The organism is bacterium, assembly GCA_037147175.1.
Classification (GTDB): Bacteria; Cyanobacteriota; Vampirovibrionia; order Gastranaerophilales; family UBA9971; genus UBA9971.
The window spans coordinates 1-21,295 of the sequence record JBAWVS010000029.1 but is presented as its reverse complement, the minus strand read 5'-3'; the positions used below and the strand labels follow the sequence as shown (position 1 = coordinate 21,295).

Annotated in this window: 23 protein-coding genes and 4 tRNA genes; 20 read left to right on the top strand and 7 right to left on the bottom strand. The window is 33.0% G+C overall.

Going from position 1 to position 21,295, the window contains the following annotated elements:
- Positions 1-123: 123 nt before the first annotated feature.
- Positions 124-194: transfer RNA gene (locus tag WCG23_08135), tRNA-Cys, on the bottom strand.
- Between the two features lie 60 nt (positions 195-254).
- Positions 255-650 (bottom strand): peptidylprolyl isomerase, encoded by a 396-nt coding sequence (locus tag WCG23_08130; protein ID MEI8389839.1) that lies wholly within the window; start codon positions 648-650, stop codon positions 255-257.
- A gap of 278 nt (positions 651-928) precedes the next feature.
- On the opposite strand from WCG23_08130, the gene WCG23_08125 reads away from it, so the two are divergent.
- Both WCG23_08125 and WCG23_08120 read left to right on the top strand, forming a co-directional pair.
- On the top strand, positions 929-1,471 hold the full coding sequence (locus WCG23_08125; protein ID MEI8389838.1) for a LysM domain-containing protein: 543 nt from the start codon (positions 929-931) through the stop codon (positions 1,469-1,471).
- Positions 1,472-1,722: 251 nt separating this feature from the next.
- Positions 1,723-1,986, top strand: a complete 264-nt coding sequence (locus tag WCG23_08120) for a hypothetical protein (protein MEI8389837.1) — start codon at positions 1,723-1,725, stop codon at positions 1,984-1,986.
- Positions 1,987-2,033: 47 nt separating this feature from the next.
- On the opposite strand, the gene WCG23_08115 is transcribed toward WCG23_08120, so the two are convergent.
- Both WCG23_08115 and WCG23_08110 read right to left on the bottom strand, forming a co-directional pair.
- The gene (locus WCG23_08115) at positions 2,034-3,035 is read right to left on the bottom strand and encodes a hypothetical protein (GenBank protein ID MEI8389836.1); all 1,002 of its coding nucleotides are present in this window, start codon (positions 3,033-3,035) and stop codon (positions 2,034-2,036) included.
- A 41-nt stretch (positions 3,036-3,076) separates the two neighbouring features.
- The gene (locus WCG23_08110; GenBank protein ID MEI8389835.1) at positions 3,077-3,898 is read right to left on the bottom strand and encodes a hypothetical protein; all 822 of its coding nucleotides are present in this window, start codon (positions 3,896-3,898) and stop codon (positions 3,077-3,079) included.
- A 169-nt stretch (positions 3,899-4,067) separates the two neighbouring features.
- Here WCG23_08110 and WCG23_08105 point away from each other — a divergent pair, with 169 nt between their 5' ends.
- Positions 4,068-4,874 (top strand): purine-nucleoside phosphorylase, encoded by an 807-nt coding sequence (locus WCG23_08105; protein MEI8389834.1) that lies wholly within the window; start codon positions 4,068-4,070, stop codon positions 4,872-4,874.
- Between the two features lie 50 nt (positions 4,875-4,924).
- On the opposite strand, the gene WCG23_08100 is transcribed toward WCG23_08105, so the two are convergent.
- Positions 4,925-5,230, bottom strand: coding sequence for a hypothetical protein (locus WCG23_08100; protein ID MEI8389833.1), 306 nt, complete (start codon positions 5,228-5,230; stop codon positions 4,925-4,927).
- Positions 5,231-5,768: 538 nt separating this feature from the next.
- Between WCG23_08100 and WCG23_08095 the strand changes: the two genes are divergently transcribed.
- The 12 genes from WCG23_08095 (at position 5,769) to WCG23_08040 (ending at position 16,229) form a co-directional block, all read left to right on the top strand.
- Entirely contained in the window at positions 5,769-6,131 is a 363-nt protein-coding gene (locus tag WCG23_08095; GenBank protein ID MEI8389832.1) for a response regulator, read from the top strand.
- Between the two features lie 2 nt (positions 6,132-6,133).
- The gene (locus WCG23_08090) at positions 6,134-6,607 is read left to right on the top strand and encodes a chemotaxis protein CheX (protein ID MEI8389831.1); all 474 of its coding nucleotides are present in this window, start codon (positions 6,134-6,136) and stop codon (positions 6,605-6,607) included.
- 3 nt (positions 6,608-6,610) lie between these two features.
- The gene (locus WCG23_08085) at positions 6,611-7,078 is read left to right on the top strand and encodes a chemotaxis protein CheX (GenBank protein ID MEI8389830.1); all 468 of its coding nucleotides are present in this window, start codon (positions 6,611-6,613) and stop codon (positions 7,076-7,078) included.
- Between the two features lie 35 nt (positions 7,079-7,113).
- Positions 7,114-7,485 carry a response regulator gene (locus WCG23_08080; GenBank protein ID MEI8389829.1) on the top strand — a complete coding sequence of 124 codons (372 nt, stop codon included), beginning with the start codon at positions 7,114-7,116 and terminating at the stop codon, positions 7,483-7,485.
- Positions 7,486-7,558: 73 nt separating this feature from the next.
- Complete coding sequence (locus WCG23_08075) at positions 7,559-10,234, top strand: chemotaxis protein CheA (GenBank protein MEI8389828.1); 2,676 nt, start codon at positions 7,559-7,561, stop codon at positions 10,232-10,234.
- On the top strand, positions 10,234-10,728 hold the full coding sequence (locus WCG23_08070; protein ID MEI8389827.1) for a chemotaxis protein CheW: 495 nt from the start codon (positions 10,234-10,236) through the stop codon (positions 10,726-10,728). Before WCG23_08075 ends, WCG23_08070 begins: the two co-directional genes overlap by 1 nt.
- On the top strand, positions 10,721-12,712 hold the full coding sequence (locus tag WCG23_08065; GenBank protein ID MEI8389826.1) for a methyl-accepting chemotaxis protein: 1,992 nt from the start codon (positions 10,721-10,723) through the stop codon (positions 12,710-12,712). The genes WCG23_08070 and WCG23_08065 overlap by 8 nt, the downstream gene beginning before the upstream one ends.
- 99 nt (positions 12,713-12,811) lie before the next feature.
- Complete coding sequence (locus WCG23_08060) at positions 12,812-13,627, top strand: CheR family methyltransferase (protein ID MEI8389825.1); 816 nt, start codon at positions 12,812-12,814, stop codon at positions 13,625-13,627.
- 21 nt (positions 13,628-13,648) lie between these two features.
- Entirely contained in the window at positions 13,649-14,053 is a 405-nt protein-coding gene (locus tag WCG23_08055) for a response regulator (protein MEI8389824.1), read from the top strand.
- 18 nt (positions 14,054-14,071) lie between these two features.
- The gene (locus tag WCG23_08050; GenBank protein MEI8389823.1) at positions 14,072-14,521 is read left to right on the top strand and encodes a hypothetical protein; all 450 of its coding nucleotides are present in this window, start codon (positions 14,072-14,074) and stop codon (positions 14,519-14,521) included.
- A 6-nt stretch (positions 14,522-14,527) separates the two neighbouring features.
- Positions 14,528-15,013, top strand: coding sequence for a chemotaxis protein CheD (locus WCG23_08045; GenBank protein MEI8389822.1), 486 nt, complete (start codon positions 14,528-14,530; stop codon positions 15,011-15,013).
- 169 nt (positions 15,014-15,182) lie between these two features.
- Positions 15,183-16,229 carry a chemotaxis response regulator protein-glutamate methylesterase gene (locus WCG23_08040; protein ID MEI8389821.1) on the top strand — a complete coding sequence of 349 codons (1,047 nt, stop codon included), beginning with the start codon at positions 15,183-15,185 and terminating at the stop codon, positions 16,227-16,229.
- 9 nt (positions 16,230-16,238) lie between these two features.
- Here the strand turns inward: WCG23_08040 and WCG23_08035 are convergent, their stop codons facing one another.
- A complete protein-coding gene (locus WCG23_08035) occupies positions 16,239-18,626 on the bottom strand; it encodes a UvrD-helicase domain-containing protein (GenBank protein MEI8389820.1) in 2,388 nt (795 codons plus the stop codon).
- A gap of 262 nt (positions 18,627-18,888) precedes the next feature.
- Here WCG23_08035 and WCG23_08030 point away from each other — a divergent pair, with 262 nt between their 5' ends.
- From WCG23_08030 to WCG23_08015, 4 genes are all read left to right on the top strand, one after another.
- Entirely contained in the window at positions 18,889-19,443 is a 555-nt protein-coding gene (locus WCG23_08030; protein ID MEI8389819.1) for a DNA recombination-mediator protein A, read from the top strand.
- A 116-nt stretch (positions 19,444-19,559) separates the two neighbouring features.
- A tRNA-Pro gene (locus WCG23_08025) sits at positions 19,560-19,633 on the top strand.
- A gap of 26 nt (positions 19,634-19,659) precedes the next feature.
- Positions 19,660-19,732 (top strand) — tRNA-Gly (locus WCG23_08020).
- 86 nt (positions 19,733-19,818) lie between these two features.
- A tRNA-His gene (locus WCG23_08015) sits at positions 19,819-19,894 on the top strand.
- Positions 19,895-20,845: 951 nt separating this feature from the next.
- Here the strand turns inward: WCG23_08015 and WCG23_08010 are convergent.
- The gene (locus WCG23_08010) at positions 20,846-21,142 is read right to left on the bottom strand and encodes a S24 family peptidase (protein MEI8389818.1); all 297 of its coding nucleotides are present in this window, start codon (positions 21,140-21,142) and stop codon (positions 20,846-20,848) included.
- Between WCG23_08010 and WCG23_08005 the strand changes: the two genes are divergently transcribed.
- Positions 21,123-21,251, top strand: a complete 129-nt coding sequence (locus WCG23_08005) for a hypothetical protein (protein MEI8389817.1) — start codon at positions 21,123-21,125, stop codon at positions 21,249-21,251. The genes WCG23_08010 and WCG23_08005 overlap by 20 nt on opposite strands.
- Positions 21,252-21,295 lie beyond the last annotated feature (44 nt).

Sequence of the window (21,295 nt, the reverse complement as noted above, 5' to 3'; positions counted from 1 at the left end):
CAAAAAAGTATTTAAGCTTAAAACCAAAAAGGGACAGATGTTTCGCTTTGCTCAACATGACAATAAGAAAATTAATTGGCAATAAGTTAAGTATAAGTCTTTTTTCTTAATGAAAAAGAAAAAAGGCGACACCCAGATTTGAACTGGGGATGAGAGTTTTGCAGACTCCTGCCTTACCACTTGGCCATGTCGCCTTATTGTTCTTTTTTATTTTAATATAAGCCATCAAAGATATTAGTCAATATCAACCTGTACTATTTTTGACCCGTTACCACTAGTAGATGCCAGCCGAATTGTGTTTTTATAGGCTCTGAAACTACTCCTACAGGAAGGCTAAAAGCTGCTGTATCAAATTCGGGAACCATTTGTCCTCTTCCAAAATATCCAAGGTCTCCGCCCTGTTTTCCTGAAGGACATAATGATACTTCTCTGGCCGCTTCGGAAAAATCTTTTCCTGCTAAAATTTCTTCTCTGATTTTATCAGCTTCTTCTTTTGTTTTTACAAGCAAGTGACTTGCTCTTACTTGTGTAAATTCTTTATTCATTTGTACCTCTTTATTTCTGGATTCTTTTGCATAAACTTTGAAGTTATTACTATAACAAAAAATACTTATAATTAAAATAAGTGTAAATATCCATAATTTTTTCATTTATGTTTCCTCATTACGTTTTTAATAATTATTCATAATTGTTAAGAATTAATAAAGATTGTATCATAATACAAAATGATTTATTTATCAAAATTTCCTGATTTTATTGTATTTTAATTGATTTTACATAATTTTTTTTTATTACTGATTAACAATAATTATTAATAATCTTGATTCTGTGCTATTTCTACTTTATTATGTTTTTAAATATTTTATTTATAAGAAGAAGAGAGATTTAATAATTATCCTGCTGGGGAAATAAAGAGGTAAGGGATATAATGAGAAACAACACATTACGTAGGTCTAACGTGTCAAAAGAAAGGGCTATGGCATTGGACGAACTTTTACCAAAGAAATCAACAAACTATGATTCTTCACCGGGTGTTTATGTAAGATCAGAACACGACCGAGAGCTGGATGTTTTATGGCAAGGCTTCAAAGTAAATCATCGGGAAGACAGATCTCCCGGGTTTTATTTAGGTGCAGGTTTTATTACAGGAGCTATTTGCACAATATTAGTGGTTTTAGTTATTAATATAGGTGTTCCTTCAAAAGATAATCTTTCTGATTTAAATCTCTGGAAAAAAGCTAATATAAAACCAACTGTTAATGTTGTGCCTTCAACTCAGGCAGGAACAGTTATTTCTGATAAAACAACAGAATATAAAGTTAAAAGTGGCGATACACTTGGCGCGATTGCTTATAAATTTTACGGAACAGATAGTCCCGATAAAATTAAAAAAATTCAAATATTAAATAAAATGAAAACTCCTGATGATCTTCAAATTGATCAGAATTTAGTTATTCCGATGGAAGATTAATAAAAGACGGAAAATAAAAAAAGTTAAATAAAATTAACATAAATAAAGGCTGTTATCCTTATCAGCCTTTATTTTTTTGTTTAATCAACAAATAAATGAATTTTAAAAAAAAATTGAAAGAATATTATATTAAATACAGAACAAAAAATTTGTTCATCATGTTGTGAGTAAAGACAACTTATGCGATTCAGCAATTTGTTACAAATTATAAGGTTGTAAGTCAATATAATAAGTCAAGAAGGTGGTTAGATTTGGGGAAATCCAAGCAGAGGATAATTGCAAGAGCAAAAAATGATAAAACTCAACTAAACTTTACACGTCAAAATGCTCTGGCAATGGTAATAGAAGATTTGGCAAACGACCCTGCAAGTATTTCAGCTAAAAACATGATAACTTTATTCGGACTTAAAGCAGAAGAACTTTCTGAAGCAGGTCTTTCTTATGAAGTTCTCAGATCTCTGGATTGTTTAATAGGTAATTTTTGCTCTTATAATTATAAGAACCTTTTTGAATAAATTTCAATATGACTTGTTTTTTAGGATACATGTCAATATCAAAAAATCTATGATAATAAAGCAGTTGCAAGAGCTTCTGCCATTTGTTGCCATTTAGCATAAGCATTAGGGAATGCTGATTTTTGTACATTTTGAGCAGCACCCGATACAGATTTACTCATATAATCTGTTTGATATAATTTTTCTGCGAATTTGTGTGTCGCATATACAGGATCTTTACATTGTTCTTTAGAACCCCATCCGCAGGAAGGGCGTTGCTGAAAAAGACCAACTGAATCTCTGTCGCCATAACCGATATTTTTTAAGCCTGATTCTTGCATTGCAGTTGCTAAAGCAATAACAACAGCTTTATGAATTTCTTCAGGAGATTTATTTCCTTTTTTACCTTCATCAACTATTGTAGCCGCAATTATCTCAGCGTTGCCGACTTGTGCCTGACTTAATTTAACTCCTCCAAAATTTCCTGCTTGAAGACTTTTAACTTTTCCTGCCGTAATATTTTTTATCATTTCAGGAGTCATCTCAGATACAGAAGTGTAAATGCCTCTGGAATTCAAGTCCTTGATCTGTTCAGGAGAATAGTTTCTTTGTGTAAGAAGTTGACCAACAAGCATTCTCAAGTCATTTCCTACAAGATCAAACGAGTCTAAATCAGGAGGATTTAATAAATTATTATCATTACCTGTTTGATTGAGTTCTTGTGCTTTAGTTGCACTTAGCTCATTTATTGTTTGGTTATAAGTGTCTAACAGTTCGGTTTTTTGTTTACCGTCTTTAAGTGCAAAAATACTTTCTCCGTCTGTTAAACCATCAATTCTCTTATCGGCATTTTTTCCGCCAATATAATCTAAAGTTAAGAGTTCTTTTATAAATTCACTTTTTGCATTCGGATCTTTGCTCATCAATGCATTTTTATAGTCAGAATTGACTGATTGATTGCTGAAGATATTGCCTATTTTTTTATCAGAAGTTAAATCTGTTTTAACTATTGAGTTAAATAAGTCATTAAATTTTTGATTTTGCGGATTTCCTTGAATTGATGATGCCATTTCCTCTCTCCTCTTCTATTTATTATTTTGTAAATTAAAACCTAATAATTTGGTCCAAAAATAAGTGCTTTTTGTACACGATTGTATTTATAATCGTCTTGCAATGCTTTATTAAGTTCTTGTGGTGATAATTTCGCATATTTTGAGTTATTTTTGTTGCTGTTATAAAAGTTTTGATAATCATTATTATCGTTACTATTTCCTGATATTCCGGAACCTGATGTTGAATTTGTGAGATATGCGGGTGGAGTAAATCCTGTATCTTGTACTGCTTTAAAGGCCAGTGCTGTTGCTACGTTAGATTCGTGCGAAAAATCTTTAGCATTCCAAAATGGAGAATTAGGAGGTATAAAACTCGGAGCACCTTCTGATTGCATTTTCTCCGATTGCATTTGTGATACGTTTTGCAGGTAATCAGCTTTTGTTAACTCTCCTTGATTTCCAAAACGGCTGCTGTAATTTTGTAAAAATTCGGCTAAGTTTGCTACTTTTTCTTGAGCGCTGTTTGTATAGTTGCTTATATTATTGCCGGAATTTGAATTTCCTATTTTGTTCATAGCCGCAAGGTGTTCTATTGCGACCGATCTTAAGCTGGAAGGTAATCCTGCAGATTGTAAAGCAGCAGTCACTATCTGGTTATCCATATTGCCTAATTGGGCTTGGCCTATAGGACGATCAGCATTACTAGACTTAAAGGAATCTCCTGCTTGATTATATCCTTGCATTCCGGGGATTCCTGCAAATATATTGTTGGAATTTTCAAAGCCGGGGTTTTTAAGACTTTCCCCAATCATTGAAGCTGATTTGCAAATTAGTTTGTAATAAGGATTTCCATCTAAACCCAGACCATCAAGATTTCCCATATCCTTTTTCCCCTTAATTTTAAATAATTAAAATATTATTACCTCTCCTATATTTATAAAAACAAATAGTTGTCAAAAATTGCTAAAAAAATAAATTTATTTTCTGCTTATTTTTGGTGGTAAACTTTAGGATGAATTTGTAGATATTTAATAAAATATAAAGGGTAAAATGAAAAATTCTTTGGATTATATAAATTCTAAAATCGCAGTTCTTGATAAAAAGCCAGGCATAGGTCTTATATTAGGCTCAGGACTCGGAGAAATCGCAGATGAAATAAAAGGGATAAGTATTCCTTATTCTGAAATACCCGGATTTAAATCCTCTAGCGTACATGGACATGAAGGAAAACTTGTAATCGGAAAATTAGGATCAAAACAAGTTGTCGCAATGCAAGGAAGACTCCATTACTATGAAGGAAATACTATTGAGGAAGTTGTTTATCCAGTAAAAGTTATGAAACTTCTCGGAATAGAAAAATTAATTATTACAAACGCTGCAGGCGCTGTAAATAAAAATTTTGCACCCGGAAATTTAATGATAATAGAAGATCATCTTAATTTACTGGGAAATAATCCGCTTATCGGCAAAAATAATGACGAATTGGGTCCAAGATTTCTTGATATGAGTTATGCATACGATAAATTTTTTATAAATCTGGCTGAAAAAATTGCAAGCGAGTTAAATATAAAAATCAAAAAAGGTGTTTATGCGGCCATGACGGGACCAACTTATGAAACCCCTGCGGAAATAAGAATGTTAAGGCTTTTAGGAGCTGATGCGGTTGGAATGTCTACAGTCCCAGAAGTTATATCCGCAAACCACATGGGGATTAGAATTCTGGGGATTTCCTGTTTAACAAATATGGCAGCAGGAATTTTAGACAGGCCTTTAAATCATCAAGAAGTTATTGAAACGGCAAATAAAGTAAAAACAGATTTCAAATCACTGGTAAAAGCTATTATAGAAAGAATGTAGAAGTATTTGTTAAAACACTTCTACATTCTTATTAACAAATTTTTATATTTTTAATATTTAGATGAAAAGAAATCTTTAAGATTATTTTTATATTCTTCGCATTTAGATTTAATAGTAATTTTATGTCTCCATTTTTCTGAATTTGCTTTTGTTATTATTTCAGCAAGTTTTTCCAGGCTGTCTCCTTGTTTCTTTTCGATTTCAGCTTTGATTTTTTCTTTTAAAAGTTCCATCCATGCTTCATCGGCAACTTTCATGAATTTTTCTTCGCAATGACAATGTTCTTCATGATGTTCTTGACGGGGTTTATCTCCGCATTGACAATGTTCTCCACATTTGCAATGTTGTTCTGACATTTTTAACTTTCCTTTCAATACTTATATTACGACTGTCGGAAACTTCTAAGTTACACTTAAATTTAAATAAAATAAATACGCCTACTCTCTAATTTTTTATTTTTAAGTTTTTGACAGACTGAAAATAAGAGAAAGTGACAGTTATTTATTAAGTAAATTTTATCAAACACTATATTTGTTTTTTAAAAATAATGGTTGTTTAAAAAATGTTTTAAAAGTATAATCAACAAATAAACTGGTATTATTTAAGTTTTTTTATTTTTTTCATATTTTTTATTTTATAAGAGTAAATTAATATAAATATTTGTTCGAATATAAGCGTAAAGTATATTGTAAAGAAATGTAAAATATATAAAACCGAAAATATAGAAGTTTAGTTTTTGTTTGTGCAGGGAAAACAATTATTAAGGAGAAAAAGAGAGGGAACAATTCTGTAAATTTTTTATAAATATTAAATTTAATTATTTTTTCTTCATATAATAGCTGACAAAAAATTTATTGATAGTTGTAGATGACTTAATAAGTTAGAGGTTTAATTATGCCAAAAATTCTTGTAATTGATGATTCGCCATTTATATTCAAAGCTGTAAAAAGAGCTCTTGAACCAAATGGATTTGAAGTTGTAGACAATGCCTCCAATGGTCAAATAGGCATTGAAATGTATGAGAAATACAATCCTGATGTTATAACACTTGATGTAACTATGCCTGTTATGGATGGTATTGAAACAGCAAAAGCACTGTTTGAAAAAAATAAGAACATAAAGATAGTAATGTTAAGCGCAATGGGCGATGATCTTTTATTAAATCAAGCCAAAGAAATAGGAATAAAATATTTTGTAACCAAACCTTTTAAGCCTGAAGAGCTTCTCACTGCTGTAAACAGCTTGTTAGGAGCTTAATAATGTCGATTGAAAAACAAAAATTTGATAAATTTGTTGCTTTTATAAAAAAAGCTTTTGAAGAAGTAACTACAGAGCTTGTTGAGTCGGAATACAAACCTGATGAGTCCCCTGAGTTAAAAAGTAATAATAAAGTTGTAATAATAATAGGCACTTGTGGAAAAAGCAAAGGAAGAATCCTTCTTGAAAGCACTTTTGAAACAACCACTAATTTTGCTCTGGCAATGAATTTTGGAGAGCCTTTTGATGATGCTAAAGATATATATTTATATGTCGCTGAATTTGCAAATATTTTCTGTGGAAGAGCAACAACTTATGCAAATAATGAGTATAAAGAAAGAGAATTCTGGCTTGCGCCGCCTGCTATTTTTTCAGGGGAAGACCTTGAAATCACATCTCCTCTAATGCAATCAGAAGTTGTTTGTTATGGAGGAAAACAAGGTATATTTTCTCTTGATATTGGATTTGAGGAATAAATTATGTCTGAAAAAATTACAAGTTTAAAAGAATATGTAACTGCTGCATGCACAGAAATTTTGCCTATGTTCGGACTTGAACATAAATTTATGTGTGAATTGCCTGAAAAATCTCTTAATTCCTGTGAAGAAATAAATATATTGATTGGTTTAACACACGGAATAACCGGCAGTATGGTTGTCGGCCTGACAAAAGATTCTGCTTTGAAAATTGTATCAGGGATGATGGGGGGAGCGGAAGTACCGGAGCTTGATATGATGGCAAAGAGCGCTCTTTCAGAGTTTATGAATATTTTGGGCGGAAGTACCGTAGGAAAAATAGCTGCCGAAATAAATGAACTTGTTGATATTTCAACACCAACAATCGTAACAGGTAAAAAAATGTTTTTAATGATAAGTAGAGCCCCTTCAAAAAAACTTTTTTTTAAACTTGGAGAAACAAAATTCAATATAGCATACTGTATTGAGTAAAAAATATTTATTCCAATAACAAAAAAGGATTAAAAATGAATAATAATCGCAAAATACTTGTAATCGACGACTCACAAACAATGTATAAGATTATTGCAAAGAACTTAGAGGCTAATGGCATCATTGATGCTGATTATGCACCTGATGGATTGTCTGGAGTCAAGATAGCACGTATTAAAGATTATGATTTGATAACTATGGATATTGATATGCCGGGGATAGACGGATTTGAGGCGGCTAAAGAAATATTGAAAGAAAACTCCGGCCAAAAGATTCTGTTTATAAGTGCAAGATTTAATGAAGACAATATTATTAAAGCTAAAGAAATTGGAATTAATTATTTTTTGCCTAAGCCATTTAGTTTTGAATTATTTACAACAACAATTTTTGAGGCTTTAGGCAGTTAAAAAATAGAGATTTATATATTATTTATAAAAAACCTGATCGTATATTAATTTAAAAGCAAGGAACAATATAATTTTGAGTAATGATGAAATAAAAGTTGATGAATTGATAAAACGAATTCTTAATGAAGAAGAATTCGTAAAAAGTCAGGTTGTTAATTATAGCGAATATTTGCCTGAATTTATTTCAAAAGCACTTGAAGATATAGAAATTATTGAAACTAATGCTCTTATACTGGAAAAAGACCTCGAGTCTATTGAGGCTATAAATAGTTTGTTCAGATCTTTTCATAATATTAAAGGGTCATCAGCCTTTGTAGGTCAAGATACTATCCAAAGAATTGCTCATAAAACCGAAACATTAATGGATGGCTGCCGAAAAGGAATTACAAAGCCTGATAAAAAAATGATTGATTTAATCTTAAAGTCAACTGATTATATAAATCAAATATGCTCAGAATTAAGCCTAAATGATAACGAAGCATTTTTAGATCAAATTTTTACGCATATAATCAACCTTGAAGAACAGGAAAATAATAATCTGGATCAAATAATTGAAGGTTCTATCCCTGTTAAATTCGAAGACAATACGGAATTTTTAAAGGATTTTGTTATTGAAGCTAAAGAGCATCTTGATTTATTAGAGTCAAATGTTATTGAATTAGAAAAAAATCTTGATGATATAGATCTTATGCACTCAATTTTTAGAGATCTTCATTCGATTAAAGGGTTAGCAGGTTTTGCCGGACAAACTTATATCCAGAGAATTACTCATCAAACCGAAACTCTTATAGACGGAGGAAGAAAAGGGAAATTAAAAATAACCCTATCTATTATAAATTTTGTTTTAACAACTATTGATTATATTAAGAAAATTTGTGAAAACCTGTCTATTGTAAAGGATTCTGAATTTCTTAAAGAAGTTGATTTTCATCTCAACCAAATGGAAAATGAAGAGAAAATTGCAGAGGAACAAGTAATTGCAGAAGAAGAAGCAGTTGATGATGAATTTTTGCAGGATTTTATACTCGAAGCAAAAGAACATATCGAAAATATTGAATCACAGGTTATTTATCTTGAAAAAGAACCTTCAAATGAAGAAATAATTCATTCAATGTTTAGATCTTTTCATACTATCAAAGGTTTAGCAGGTTTTGTAAATCAAAATCTTATACAGAAAATAGCACACCAAACTGAAACAATTATGGACAGTTGCAAAAAGGGGAAAGTCGCTGTCGATAAAGCATTAATAGATTTAATATTGGCTTCTTCCGATTATATAAACAAAATCTGCTCAGAGAATAATCTTGTAAAAGATAGAGATTTTATTGCCGAAGTTAATTCTCATTTGCAAGTGCTTGATTATTATGAACTTACAAGCATAGAAGCAACAAATAACAGCAACAAAAAAATAGGCGAAATTCTTGTTGAACAAAGAGTTATTGAGCAACAAGAAGTTCAGATAATTCTTGAAAAACAAAAAGAAAATTATCCTGATTTAAAATTCGGACAGGTTGTGGTTAAAGAAGAAAAAGCCAACCCTTCTGAAATTATAAAAGCTTTAAAAACTCAACAAACCAAACATAATATATCCGAAGAATACATGAGAGTTTCGACAAGCAAAGTAGACAGTCTTGTTGATATGGTTGGAGAACTGATAATCGCTCAATCATTGATAGAACAATATACTTTAAGCAATCATGGCGGAGATAGTTTCTTTAATATAAATCTTGGTCGTATGACAAGAATAACTAAAGACCTTCAAAATCTTTCAATGTTTTTAAGAATGGTGTCTTTAAAATCAACATTCCAAAAAATAACAAGAATAGCAAGAGATACCATTAATGAACTTGGCAAAAATATTGATTTTACAACATCAGGAGATGAAACGGAAATAGACAGAATAGTAACCGAAAAACTTCTGGATCCGCTTGTACATCTTGTTAAAAATTCTATTGCTCACGGAATTGAAACACCGGAAGAACGTTTTAATTCGGGAAAATCGGAAAAAGGGAATGTTCGGGTTAGTGCTTATAACAAAAGAGGAAGTATTTATATTGAAATTTCTGATGACGGCAAAGGAATAGATATAGAAAAAGTTTATAAAAAAGCAGTTGAAAAGGGACTTGTCGACATAAATAAACAATATACCGAAAAAGAAATTCAGGAATTTATATTACTTCCGGGATTTTCTACGCTGGATGTCGCTAATAATATTTCAGGCCGCGGGGTTGGTATGGATGTGGTAAAGACAGAAATGTCAAAAATAGGAGGAAAAATTGAAATAAATAGTATAAAAGGACAGGGATGCACTTTTGTACTTAAAATCCCTGTAAATCATGCTGTACTAAACGGAACTATAGTAGATATAGAAGGTTCAAACTACATAATTCCCACTATAAACGTGAAACAAATACTTCAGCCCAAAGAAGAACAATGGGTTTCTGTGCAGGGAACCAGATCAATGATTAAAGTGAGAGAAGATATTATTCCTTTAATTTCTATTTCGGAGCTTTTCAGGACGAACAAAGAGATTGAAGAACCAAAGTTGTTAGTAATCATAGAACTTGATCACAAATATAAAGCATTACCGGTAAGAAATGTTATCGGAAGACAGGAAATAGTCGTAAAACCTGCCGGGGATCAGTTTTCAAAATTAAAATATGTATCAGGAATGTCAATTCTGGGTGATGGTAAAGTTTCATTAATTCTTGATATAGAACACTTATATGTAACGGAAGGAGCAAATTAATGGAAGTACAAGACGGAAAACATTTAACGTTTTCGCTTGGCAATGAGGATTACGGAATTCCAATCCTAAAAGTAAAAGAAATTATAGGATTAATGGATATAACTCATGTGCCGCAAACTCCTGAGTTTATCAAAGGCGTAATTAATCTGCGCGGAAAAATTATTCCTATTATGGATCTCAGGTTAAAATTCAAAATGAATGAAAAAGATTATAACGAAAGAACATGTATTATTGTTGTCGAAGTTCTTATAAATGAAGCTAAAAGACTTATGGGTATTGTAGTAGATATGGTCTCAGAAGTTGTAAATATTCAGTCTTCAGAAATTGAACTTCCTCCTCAATACGGAACTAAAGTTGAAACAGGCTTTTTAACCGGCTTAGGTAAGGTTAAAGGCAAAGTTGTGATGCTTTTGAATATCGAAACAATAATTAACTGCGATGAAATGATTAATTTATTAAATAGTGATACGAAAGGAAGTCTGGCAAATGTTTAAAAATATGAAGTTGGGTTTTAAGATATCAGCAGGTTTTGCTGCAATTTTACTTATTGCAATTATACTGGGCGGTTTTTGTGTATTATCAATGAAAAACGCTCAAACACAGTCAAATCTGCTTGCAAAGCAGCTTGTCCCGTCTGTTGCGGTTGCTAATAATGTTGAAAGAACATCGTTGGCGATAATGATGTCAATAAAAAGTTATGGTTTTACAGAAGACAGAAGTTATCTTGAAACAGGTAAAAAAGATTTAGAAAAATTGAATTCTTATTTAAAAGACGCGACAGCTCTTGGAGACAAATATCCTTTATTGAGTGAATTAAAAGCAAACGCTCTTAAAGCCCAAGAAAAAGTTGATGAATACACCGGACTGGTAAACCAAACCGAAACCCTTATAGCCGGATTAAATGATGAGAGAAAAAATCTTAATGATAATGCTAAATTATATATGGATAACTGTAACCAATTTTTGAATGGTCAGGAAACTTCTTTAAAAAGTGAAATAGCCTCCGGAGTTAAAGGTGCAAAATTATCAGAACGCTACAAGAAAATACAAATTGTAAACAATATTATTGATATTGGAAATAACACAAGAATTGCTGTCTGGAAATCTCAAGCATTGAGAGAGCCTAAAGTTATTCAAGAGGCTCAAGGCAATTTTGCTAAAATGGATGCAATGTTTGCTGATTTAAGGACTATTACTCATCAGGCTGCTAATATTGAACAAATTGACAAAACAAAAGAAGCTGCAAACTCTTATAAATTAGCAATGACAACTTTCCTTGATAAATGGATTCAACTTCAAGAAATTGGTCAAAAACGTGGAGAAGTAGCCGACCAAGTATTAAAAGCTGCACAGGATACTGCTGAATCCGGGATGAAAAACACACAAGGATCTGCATCTGGTTCTGCACTTGCACTCGCAGCTTCATCAGGATTAATGATTGTAGGACTTATGGCAGCAGTAGGGTTTGGTTCATTCCTTGCCTGGATAATCGTTATAGGTATTACAAAACCTGTTAATAAAATAGTAGACGGGCTTAATGAAAGTGCTTCGCAAGTATCTTCAGCCTCAGGCCAGCTATCTTCTTCCAGCCAACAATTAGCGGAAGGAAGCGCAGAACAGGCAGCTTCAATACAAGAAACATCCTCAACGCTTGAGCAATCAGCATCAATGGTTCGCCAAAATACAGAAAACACAAAACAAGCAGCAATATTAGCCAAAAATGCAAAAGATGCCGCAGTAAAAGGCAACAGAGAAATGGCAGAAATGATGACTTCGATGTCAGAACTTAAAAAGTCATCGGATGAAATAGCAAAAATAATAAAAGTTATTGATGAAATAGCATTCCAGACAAATATTCTTGCACTTAATGCCGCAGTAGAGGCAGCAAGAGCAGGAGAAGCAGGAATGGGCTTTGCGGTAGTAGCCGAAGAAGTTAGAAATCTGGCGCAAAGATCAGCCCAAGCCGCAAAAGATACAGCATCTATTATTGAAAGCAATATACATCTTTCAGAACAGGGTGTTACTGTTTCAAAAAATGTTAATACGTCTTTAACCGAAATTAATGAGCAGGCAGGAAAAGTAAGCGAACTGCTTGATGAAGTAGCAGCAGCAAGTCAGGAACAAGCTCAAGGCATTGCTCAAATCAACAAAGCAATTTCTCAAATGGAACAGGTAGTCCAATCTAATGCATCAACGGCAGAAGAAAGCGCATCTGCTTCTGAAGAACTTTCCAGTCAGGCTGTAAACATGAAAGATATAGTTAATTCGCTGGTAGCATTGGTAAACGGAGCAAATGCCATCCAAGAACAAACCTATGTTGCATTGTCAAACAACGCTCAAAATCAAAGAAATATTCCAAATATAAATAGAAGAACACCTGTAATCAATAAAATATCATCAAGGTCATCAGGTAAAAATTCAAAAACAGTAAGACCTGAAGATGTTATACCTCTTGAGGATGATACACAAGGGTTTTAGAACAGAAGCATTAAAGCAGGGCTAGTATTAGCCCTGCACTTTTTTTATCAGATATAGAAATAAATTCAAAATTACTGTTCATATATAAGGAATTAAACTTTGGATAAGCTAAATAATAATCAATTTGATAAATTCACTAAACTTATATATGAAAAACTGGGAATTTATATAAGTGAAGCTAAAAGAGAAATGATTCAGTCTAAAGTCAGCAAGCTTATGAGGGCTGTTAATATAGAATGTTTTGACGAATATCATGATTTTTTGTTAAGTAATAACAAAAATGGACATTGGTCAAAATTTGTTGATGAAATAACAATTCATAAAACAAATTTTTTTAGGGAAGATAATCATTTTGAGTTCATAAGAAACAAATTAGATTCGATTTTTAAACATAACCCGAGAATATTACGAAACAACGAAATAAGGGTATGGTCTTCGGCCTGTTCAAACGGAAAAGAAGCTTATACACTTGCAATAGTTTTGAAAGAATACTTACCTGCCGGAATAAATATAAAAATTCTGGCAACAGATGTGAGTGCTGGGGTAATAGAAAAAGCTCAAAAGGCTGTTTATACACTTGATGCCGAAGATATGATAAATCCTTATTTCCTTGGTAAGTATTTCAACAAAGTAGGATCTGAATATGAAGTTATACAAGAACTAAAAAATTTAATAACATTCAGAACATTTAATTTGATGGATATTTTCCCTTTCCAAAATAGTTTTGATATTATTTTTTGCCGTAATGTAATGATTTATTTTGATTTTAAAACGCAAGAAAACTTAATAAAGAAATTTTATAATGTTCTTCCGGGCGGAGGTCTTTTATTTATTGGTCATTCGGAAAGCCTTAATCAGAAACAGTATAAATTTGAATACATACAGCCGACTGTCTATATGAAAAAAAATATTTAGATTAAGAATAAGGAGAAAAATATGAAAATATTAATTGTAGATGATGATTTTACAAGCAGGAAAATACTTTTGAAATATCTTTCAGAATACGGACAGTGTGATATTGCAGTCAATGGTAAAGAAGCTGTTGAAGCTTTTAAAGTGGCATTTGAGGAAAATGAAGTTTATGATTTTATTTGCCTTGATATTATGATGCCGGAAATGAACGGACAAGAGGTTCTTAAAGAAATCAGACAACTTGAAAAACAAAAAGAAATATATGGTCTTGATGGAGTTAAAGTCATTATGACATCAGCTCTTGATGATTCTGATAATATCAAAATGGCTTTTAGAGAGCAATGCGAGGGTTATCTTGTTAAACCTATCGATAAGCAAAAATTAATTCAAAAAATGGAGAGTTTGGGTCTTATTAAAACTTCAAGATAAAGGATATTTTTGCCAGATATGTTAAATAATAAAATAGATGATGTAACAAAAGAATTAACAGAAGAAATATTTGTACAAATTGGAATCATCCGATCTGTATTGTTAAAAATAAATTTAAACTCTGCTGACAAAATTATACTTCTTCAAAAAAATGAGATAATTCATGAGCTTTTTCGTGCTTTTCATTGCATAAGTGGAATATCCGATTTTGTAGAGTATTCTTGCGTTAAAAATATCTGTATAGTAATTGAGTTATTTTTAAATAAATGCAAGAAAAATTTAACGTACAAAGATGAAAATTTAATAAATGACATGAATATAATAATTAACGCAGTATACTATATAGAAAAAATTTGTAATGATCCTGAAATTCAAAACAACGATACTTATAGATCTGAAATGCATTTGTTTTTATTAACCATTAAAAACGCACTTCAATTTAACGACAATTATGAAATTATGAGTTAAAAATATATGCAACATGAAAAGCAAAAATATTTTTTGCATCCCGGATGTATTTTTGTGAGCAAAGAGCCGCACCTCATTTCAACAGTGCTTGGTTCTTGTGTTTCTGTGTGCATATGGGATCCTGTAAAGGGTTTTGGTGGAATGAACCATCATATTCATCCCAGACCGTTTAAAAAAGGAGAAAGAAGCTCCCAGTATGGAATAATTGCAGTTCCGTATATGATAAAAATGCTAGTCAACCTCGGTGCTTCCAGAGCAAACTTTAAAGCACACATAGTTGGAGGTTCTCAAAATCCTTTAATGGGAAGCTCAATGATTGGCAAAGAAAATATAATTATTGCCGAAAAAATCTTGAGAGAAAATTTTATACAGGTAATAACAGTTGATACTGCCGGAGAAATGGGGAGAAAAGTTGTTTTTGATACGGAAACAGGAGAACTTGCAGTTTATAAAGTAAATAAATTAAGAGATAGTGACTGGCCTGTCCATTAAAGTTTTAAATAACAAAGGGATAAATTATGAAAAAGAAAACAGGATTTTTAAATAAATTAACAATTAGAGGAAAAATCCTTTTTAAAAAAAATAAAAGACATAGCGAGTTCGCCGTTAGCGTTGGTCAATAGAGCTAATGCAGTTTAGGAACAGGTAATGACAAATTTTTATGGCAATTAAAGTTTTAATAATTGATGATTCTGCGATGGTAAGAAAAATTTTTACTCAGGAACTCGCAAAGGATCCTGAGATAGTAGTAGTTGGGTCTGCGCCTGATCCTTTTATCGGCAGGGACAAAATAGTCGAACTTAAGCCGGATGTGCTTATTCTTGATATAGAAATGCCGAGAATGGACGGGCTTACTTTTCTTGAAAAATTAATGAGACATCAGCCAATGCCTGTAATAATAGTAAGTTCTCTGGCAAAAAAAGGCTGTGATGTTGCTTTAAGGGCCCTTGAACTCGGGGCGGCAGAAGTTATGTCAAAACCGGGAGAATCTTATTCTGTTGGGGATATGAGCGAACAGCTTGCAGAAAAAATCAAAGCAGTTGCAAAAATCAAACCGTTAAGATTGCTTTCAAATGTAAATTTTTCTACTCCTCCTCAAAATATTCAAAAAAGCAATGCAATGATAAAAACAACTAATAAAATAATTGCTATTGGCGCATCAACAGGTGGAACAGAAGCTCTAAAAGAAGTCTTAACCGCATTGCCGGGGAATATGCCTCCAATTGTTATCGTTCAGCACATGCCTCAACATTTTACAAAATCTTTTGCGGATAGATTAAATACTCTTTGTTCTTTAGAAGTAAAAGAAGCAGAAAATGGAGATCTCGCAACACCGGGAAAAGTTCTTATTGCACCGGGAAACAAACACATGGTTCTGAAAAGAAGCGGCGCAAGCTATTACGTGGAAATAAAAGATGGTCCTCTCGTTCATCATCAACGACCTGCAGTAGAAGTACTTTTTCAATCAGTTGCTAAATATGCAGGAAGCAATTCTATAGGAGTTATTTTGACCGGCATGGGCAAAGACGGAGCAAAAGGGCTTTTGGAAATGAAAAATAACGGTGCTTATACAATTGCCCAGGACGAAGCAAGTTGTATCGTTTTTGGAATGCCAAAAGAAGCAATAGCTATGGGTGGAGTGATTAAGATTGAGTCGTTAAAGAAAATACCGCAGGTGCTGGTTAATTTGTTAAAGGTATTAAATTAGTTTAATAACTCAAAACTTTTTGAGAACGCCTGATTCGGCTTCTATTGCACGACGTCCTATGTCATTAAACATTACCGAATACATAGGAATATCACCGACATTAACTATCTGTTCTATTTCTCCAATTCCGAATTTCGGGTGTAAAACTCTCGTTTTAACTTCAAAAAGCTCTATAGATTTTTTAGTAACAGGATTAGCTGTTTTAGATGAAGAGGCTATTTCTTTAGGAGTGGTAACAGTTTTTACTGCTGAAGTTTCTTTATTCTTCCTCAATGAATCAGGAAGACGAAAATTTTTCCCGAAAGTCGAATTATTTCCGACTTTAGAGTCAATAGAAGAATTAGAGAAACTATTTGCATTATATCCTGTGCTTCTCGGAGTGGTCGTTTCATAGATAGAAGCTCTCTTTTCAACGGGTTTATAGCCAAGAACTTTCATAAGATGCTGTGGAACTTCCTGCAAAAATCTGCTAGGCGTGAAATATCGGTAATCTCCATAAATCAAACGGCGTTTTGCATAAGTAAAATAGAGCTGTTCTTCTGCTCTTGTAACTCCGACATACATAAGCCGTCTTTCTTCTTCCATCTCTGTATTATTGTTTAATGAGCGGGAGTGAGGAAACATGCCTTCTTCCAGTCCTGCCATAAATACAACAGGATACTCAAGACCTTTTGCAGCGTGGAGTGTCATAAGTGTTACGGCATCATTTGTGTCTGACAGAGAATCTATGTCGCTAATTAACGACATGCGCGTCAAAAATTCGCCAAGTTCAGTATCAAGCCCCATATCTTCCTGCGCTCGCGCCACGCTTATAAATTCTTGAATGTTTTCAATCCTGCTGTCGGCTTCTTGTGTAACTTCAGCGCGTAATTCGTCAATATATCCAATATCATCGATCAAAACTGACAAATATTCGCTTAATACAGATTCATTGACTTTGTCTCGGGACTTATTTATAAGCTTTACAAATTCTTTAAGTTTAAGTGCGACTTTTCCTGAAAATTCAGAAAATTCATCAATTCTTTCCAGTACAGCAAACAAGGATGTGTAATTTTTTTGAGCTATTTCGTCAATTTTTTTGACAGTTGTAGCTCCTATAGCTCTTTTAGGTACATTAATAATCCTTTTTAAGCTCTGTGAATCGCTCGGATTATAGATAAGCTTTAGATATGCAATTATATCTTTGATTTCTTTTCTTTCATAGAATTTTTGTCCACCAACCATTGCATAAGGGACTTTTCTGGACATGAAAGCTTCTTCCAACGCTCTACTCTGTGCGTTTGTTCTGTACAGAACCACACACTCGCTAAGCGTACGTTTACCTGGAGCTGTATGCTCTCTTATTCTGTCAACAATAAAATGAGCTTCTTCCGACTCATCCTGTGTTTCGTTACAGACAATTTGCTCGCCCTGACCTTTGTTAGAGAATAGATTTTTGGAAATTCTGTCTCTGTTATGCTTAATAATATTGTTTGCAGCTTCCAGAATAGTTCCTGTAGACCTGTAATTCTGCTCAAGCTTAATCAGTTCAGCACCGGGGAATTCTTTTTGGAAATTCAGAAGAATTTTATAGTCAGCACCTCTCCAGCTATAGATTGACTGGTCTATATCTCCTACTACGCAAAGGCTTCTGCCGTTATTTATTATATCAAAATCTTTTTCGGTTCCTTTGTATAAAAGACTTATCAACCTGTACTGAGGCTGGTTTGTATCCTGAAATTCATCTACAAGTATGTGGTTAAATCTTGATTTGTATTTATTAAGGATTTCTTCGTTGGCCTCAAACATTTTTACAGTGACAAGAAGAAGATCATCGAAGTCCAGAGCGTTATTTAACTTCAATGCATCTTCATATTGCTGATAAACTCGGGCTATGTTTTTTTCACGATTATCTCTTGCAAGTGCTTCAAACTTATCAACGTCAATCATTTTGTTCTTTGCCATACTGATTGCGGATTTCACCATTCTGGGCTGATAAACCTTATCATCGAGGTTTTCAGCTTTAAGTGCCTGCTTTATTATGCTTAAGCTGTCGCTTTCGTCATAAATTACGTAGTTGGAATTTCTGAAAATTTCGCCTTTAACCAGATAATTTTCAACTTCCTGTCTTAAAATCCTTCCGCAAATACTGTGAAATGTCCCAATCCAAAGATGTCCCGCCGTTTTCTCTCCTAAAATATTATCAAGCCTTATTTTCATTTCTTTGGCAGCTTTGTTAGTAAAAGTTACAGACAAAATTTCCCATGGTTTTGCGCCATTTTCTATTAAATACGCTATTCTATGCGTTAATACTTTTGTCTTTCCGCTTCCTGCACCTGCTAAAACGAGAAGACATCCAGTTTCCTGTCTTACAGCGGATTTTTGCGGAGAATTTAATCCTGATAAAATTTCGTTCATTAAAAAGCTTCTTTTTTTAAATAGTATTCCTTACTATAATATTTTAAATTACTTTTTAATATTGCGTCTTTTAATAAAAGTTGTTTAATCTTAATAATTTCTTTACATTTAGATAATAGAGATAATTTTGATATATAATAAAAAAAATTAATAATGTGTGTATTTTTTACAATTAATTGTTTGTCATTAACAATAATTAAGTATATAATTAATTAATTAAATTTTTCAATGTTGTTTTATACAGAGAGATAAGGAATAAAGGATGACAGAAGATAAAGATCGCCAAACAATAATGGTACCTTTGGGGAATTTAGATGAAGCCGATGATATGCCGGAAGCCATTGACCAACTGGCGCATGAATTGGCAACTATACAACAGTCATCTAAAAAAATCGCTATTATTGGCAGTCGAAACCTTCCAATAACCCATCAGCAAATCATTGAAACATTATCTTATGCGCTTGTTGCCCAAGGCAATACAATTATAACAAGCGGCGGTTCAAGCGGAACTAACGCGGCTGCTATTAGGGGTGGGATGAAAGCTGAACCTGCAAAATTAGTTGTGATTTTGCCACAAACAATAGGTCAACAGCCTTCAGATGTTCAGGATCAGCTTATAGGTATTCCTAATATAGTTGAACATCCTGACAGAGCAATGATGACTCTGGCTGATGCAAGTAGAATTTGTAACAGAGAAATTATTGACGACTGTCAACAATTAATATGCTTCCTTTCACACACAAGCGGAACGCTTCACAAAGCAGTAGCTTATGCGGAAGAAAGTCATAAAGTTGTTACAGTATTCTATCTGGATTAATATAACTTGTCTTGTAGAAATTTAAACATTTATCCTTGTAAATTAAGCTATCAAGTATAAAAATCTTCCTTGACATTAAAGTTAGTGTTAGATAAACTTAAATGGTTTCAAAGTCACGGGATGTAGCGCAGCTTGGTAGCGCACCTCGCTTGGGACGAGGGGGTCGCAGGTTCGAATCCTGTCATCCCGATGCTTTAGGAACAATTTGAAAATTACGCGGGTGTAACTCAGTTGGTAGAGTGTCTGCCTTCCAAGCAGATTGTCGAGAGTTCGAGTCTCTTCGCCCGCTTTCTCTTTTTAAACTAAAATGTTATTGACAGAAGGCTCTTTGGGTCAAAGTTACAATCTCATTTCTTTATAAATTTTTTAATGGTGGCGGGTGTAGCCAAGTGGTTAAGGCTCCGGGTTGTGGTCTCGGCATCCGTGGGTTCGAATCCCATCATCCGCCCCATTTACATTTTGAGCTAAAATTCGTAGTTTATCAAAGACGGTGTTTTTTTAGCGGTAGTTTGCAGTGAAATAAAACCGCTATAATGTAAATATACTGAACCTCTAAGCCGTATTTTAATATTGGGCAAAAATGGGTGATTTTTACCGTATTTCTACCGGAAATTACAACTTAATTTCCGCAGATTTTTAATTAATATAGCCGAAATCCCCTAAAGTTGGGGTTTTATCGGGACGGTAAAAAGTGGCAGAAATCAAATAAATATGCCAAAAACAGGGGAAGTTGGAAGCACATGGAAGGAAACCCGGAAGAAATTCCGCTATCAGCGAGTTTGCTAGCAAAGATTTCCGACCCGTAGCAAAATTTTTTTTATTGAAAATACAAATACACTTTTGCTAGCAAACTTTAATTTCAATTTTTTTGCATAAAATTACATGAAATTTGTTGCGCAGGAGAATTATTTACACTCGCAAATGCAACTTCACTTTTGCTACGGCACAATAATTTTGCCGGCAAACTTTGCTCGCATAAATTTTGACACGCAGTAAATATTTATTGATGCAAGTGCGACACAACTGACGGAACAAGAGTTCCAATTTCCGCATTCCGATTTATGATTGCTTGTACGGTGTAGAAAAATATCAGGAGCAATGTATATGAACGAAAAAAGTGTCGTAGCAAATTTAAATTCAGAAATATGGATCGACATAAAAACACTCGCAGAAATTAAAAACGTAACTTCAAGCGCTGAATTTACAGGAGAGATTTTGTGAAACTACTTCATGGTATTTAATTCTAAGACGAAGCGGAAGCAAATATAAATTGAAACGGTTGCTTAATTCCGGATTTGAATAATTTTTCATTTTTGATCCTTTCATAATTAAAATACTTGCAGAGTAGACTTCCCCCTAGTATCAGGGAGTTAATAAAATGCATGTTGCGGTTAATAATTTATTAAAATCTTCTAACCGAACCGGTTACAATGCCAAAAATAGTCAATTCCCTTTCAGGAATGATAATAGGATATTTTTTATTTGCTGCCTCAAGAAAAACTTTGCCGTTCTTTTTTCTGAAAGTTTTAAGCGTATAATCTCCGTCAACACAGGCAAGTATTACGTCACCATCTGAAGCCGAGGCACATCTTTTTACTATAACCATATCGCCTTCAAAAATTCCTAAATCTATCATTGAATCACCGGAAACTTTAAACATAAAAGTAGAGGGTGCATCAATGTTAAACATAGAATCCAAAGAAACACGTCTTTCAATAGAATCTTCTGCCGGTGACGGAAATCCTGCCTTGACCGGAGAATCAAATAATATAGCTCCGAACATATCAGGGTTAATAAAGGGACCTTAAGAAATTTTATTGATTCTCCGATAAAAAAAGAAGAGAAAAATTAA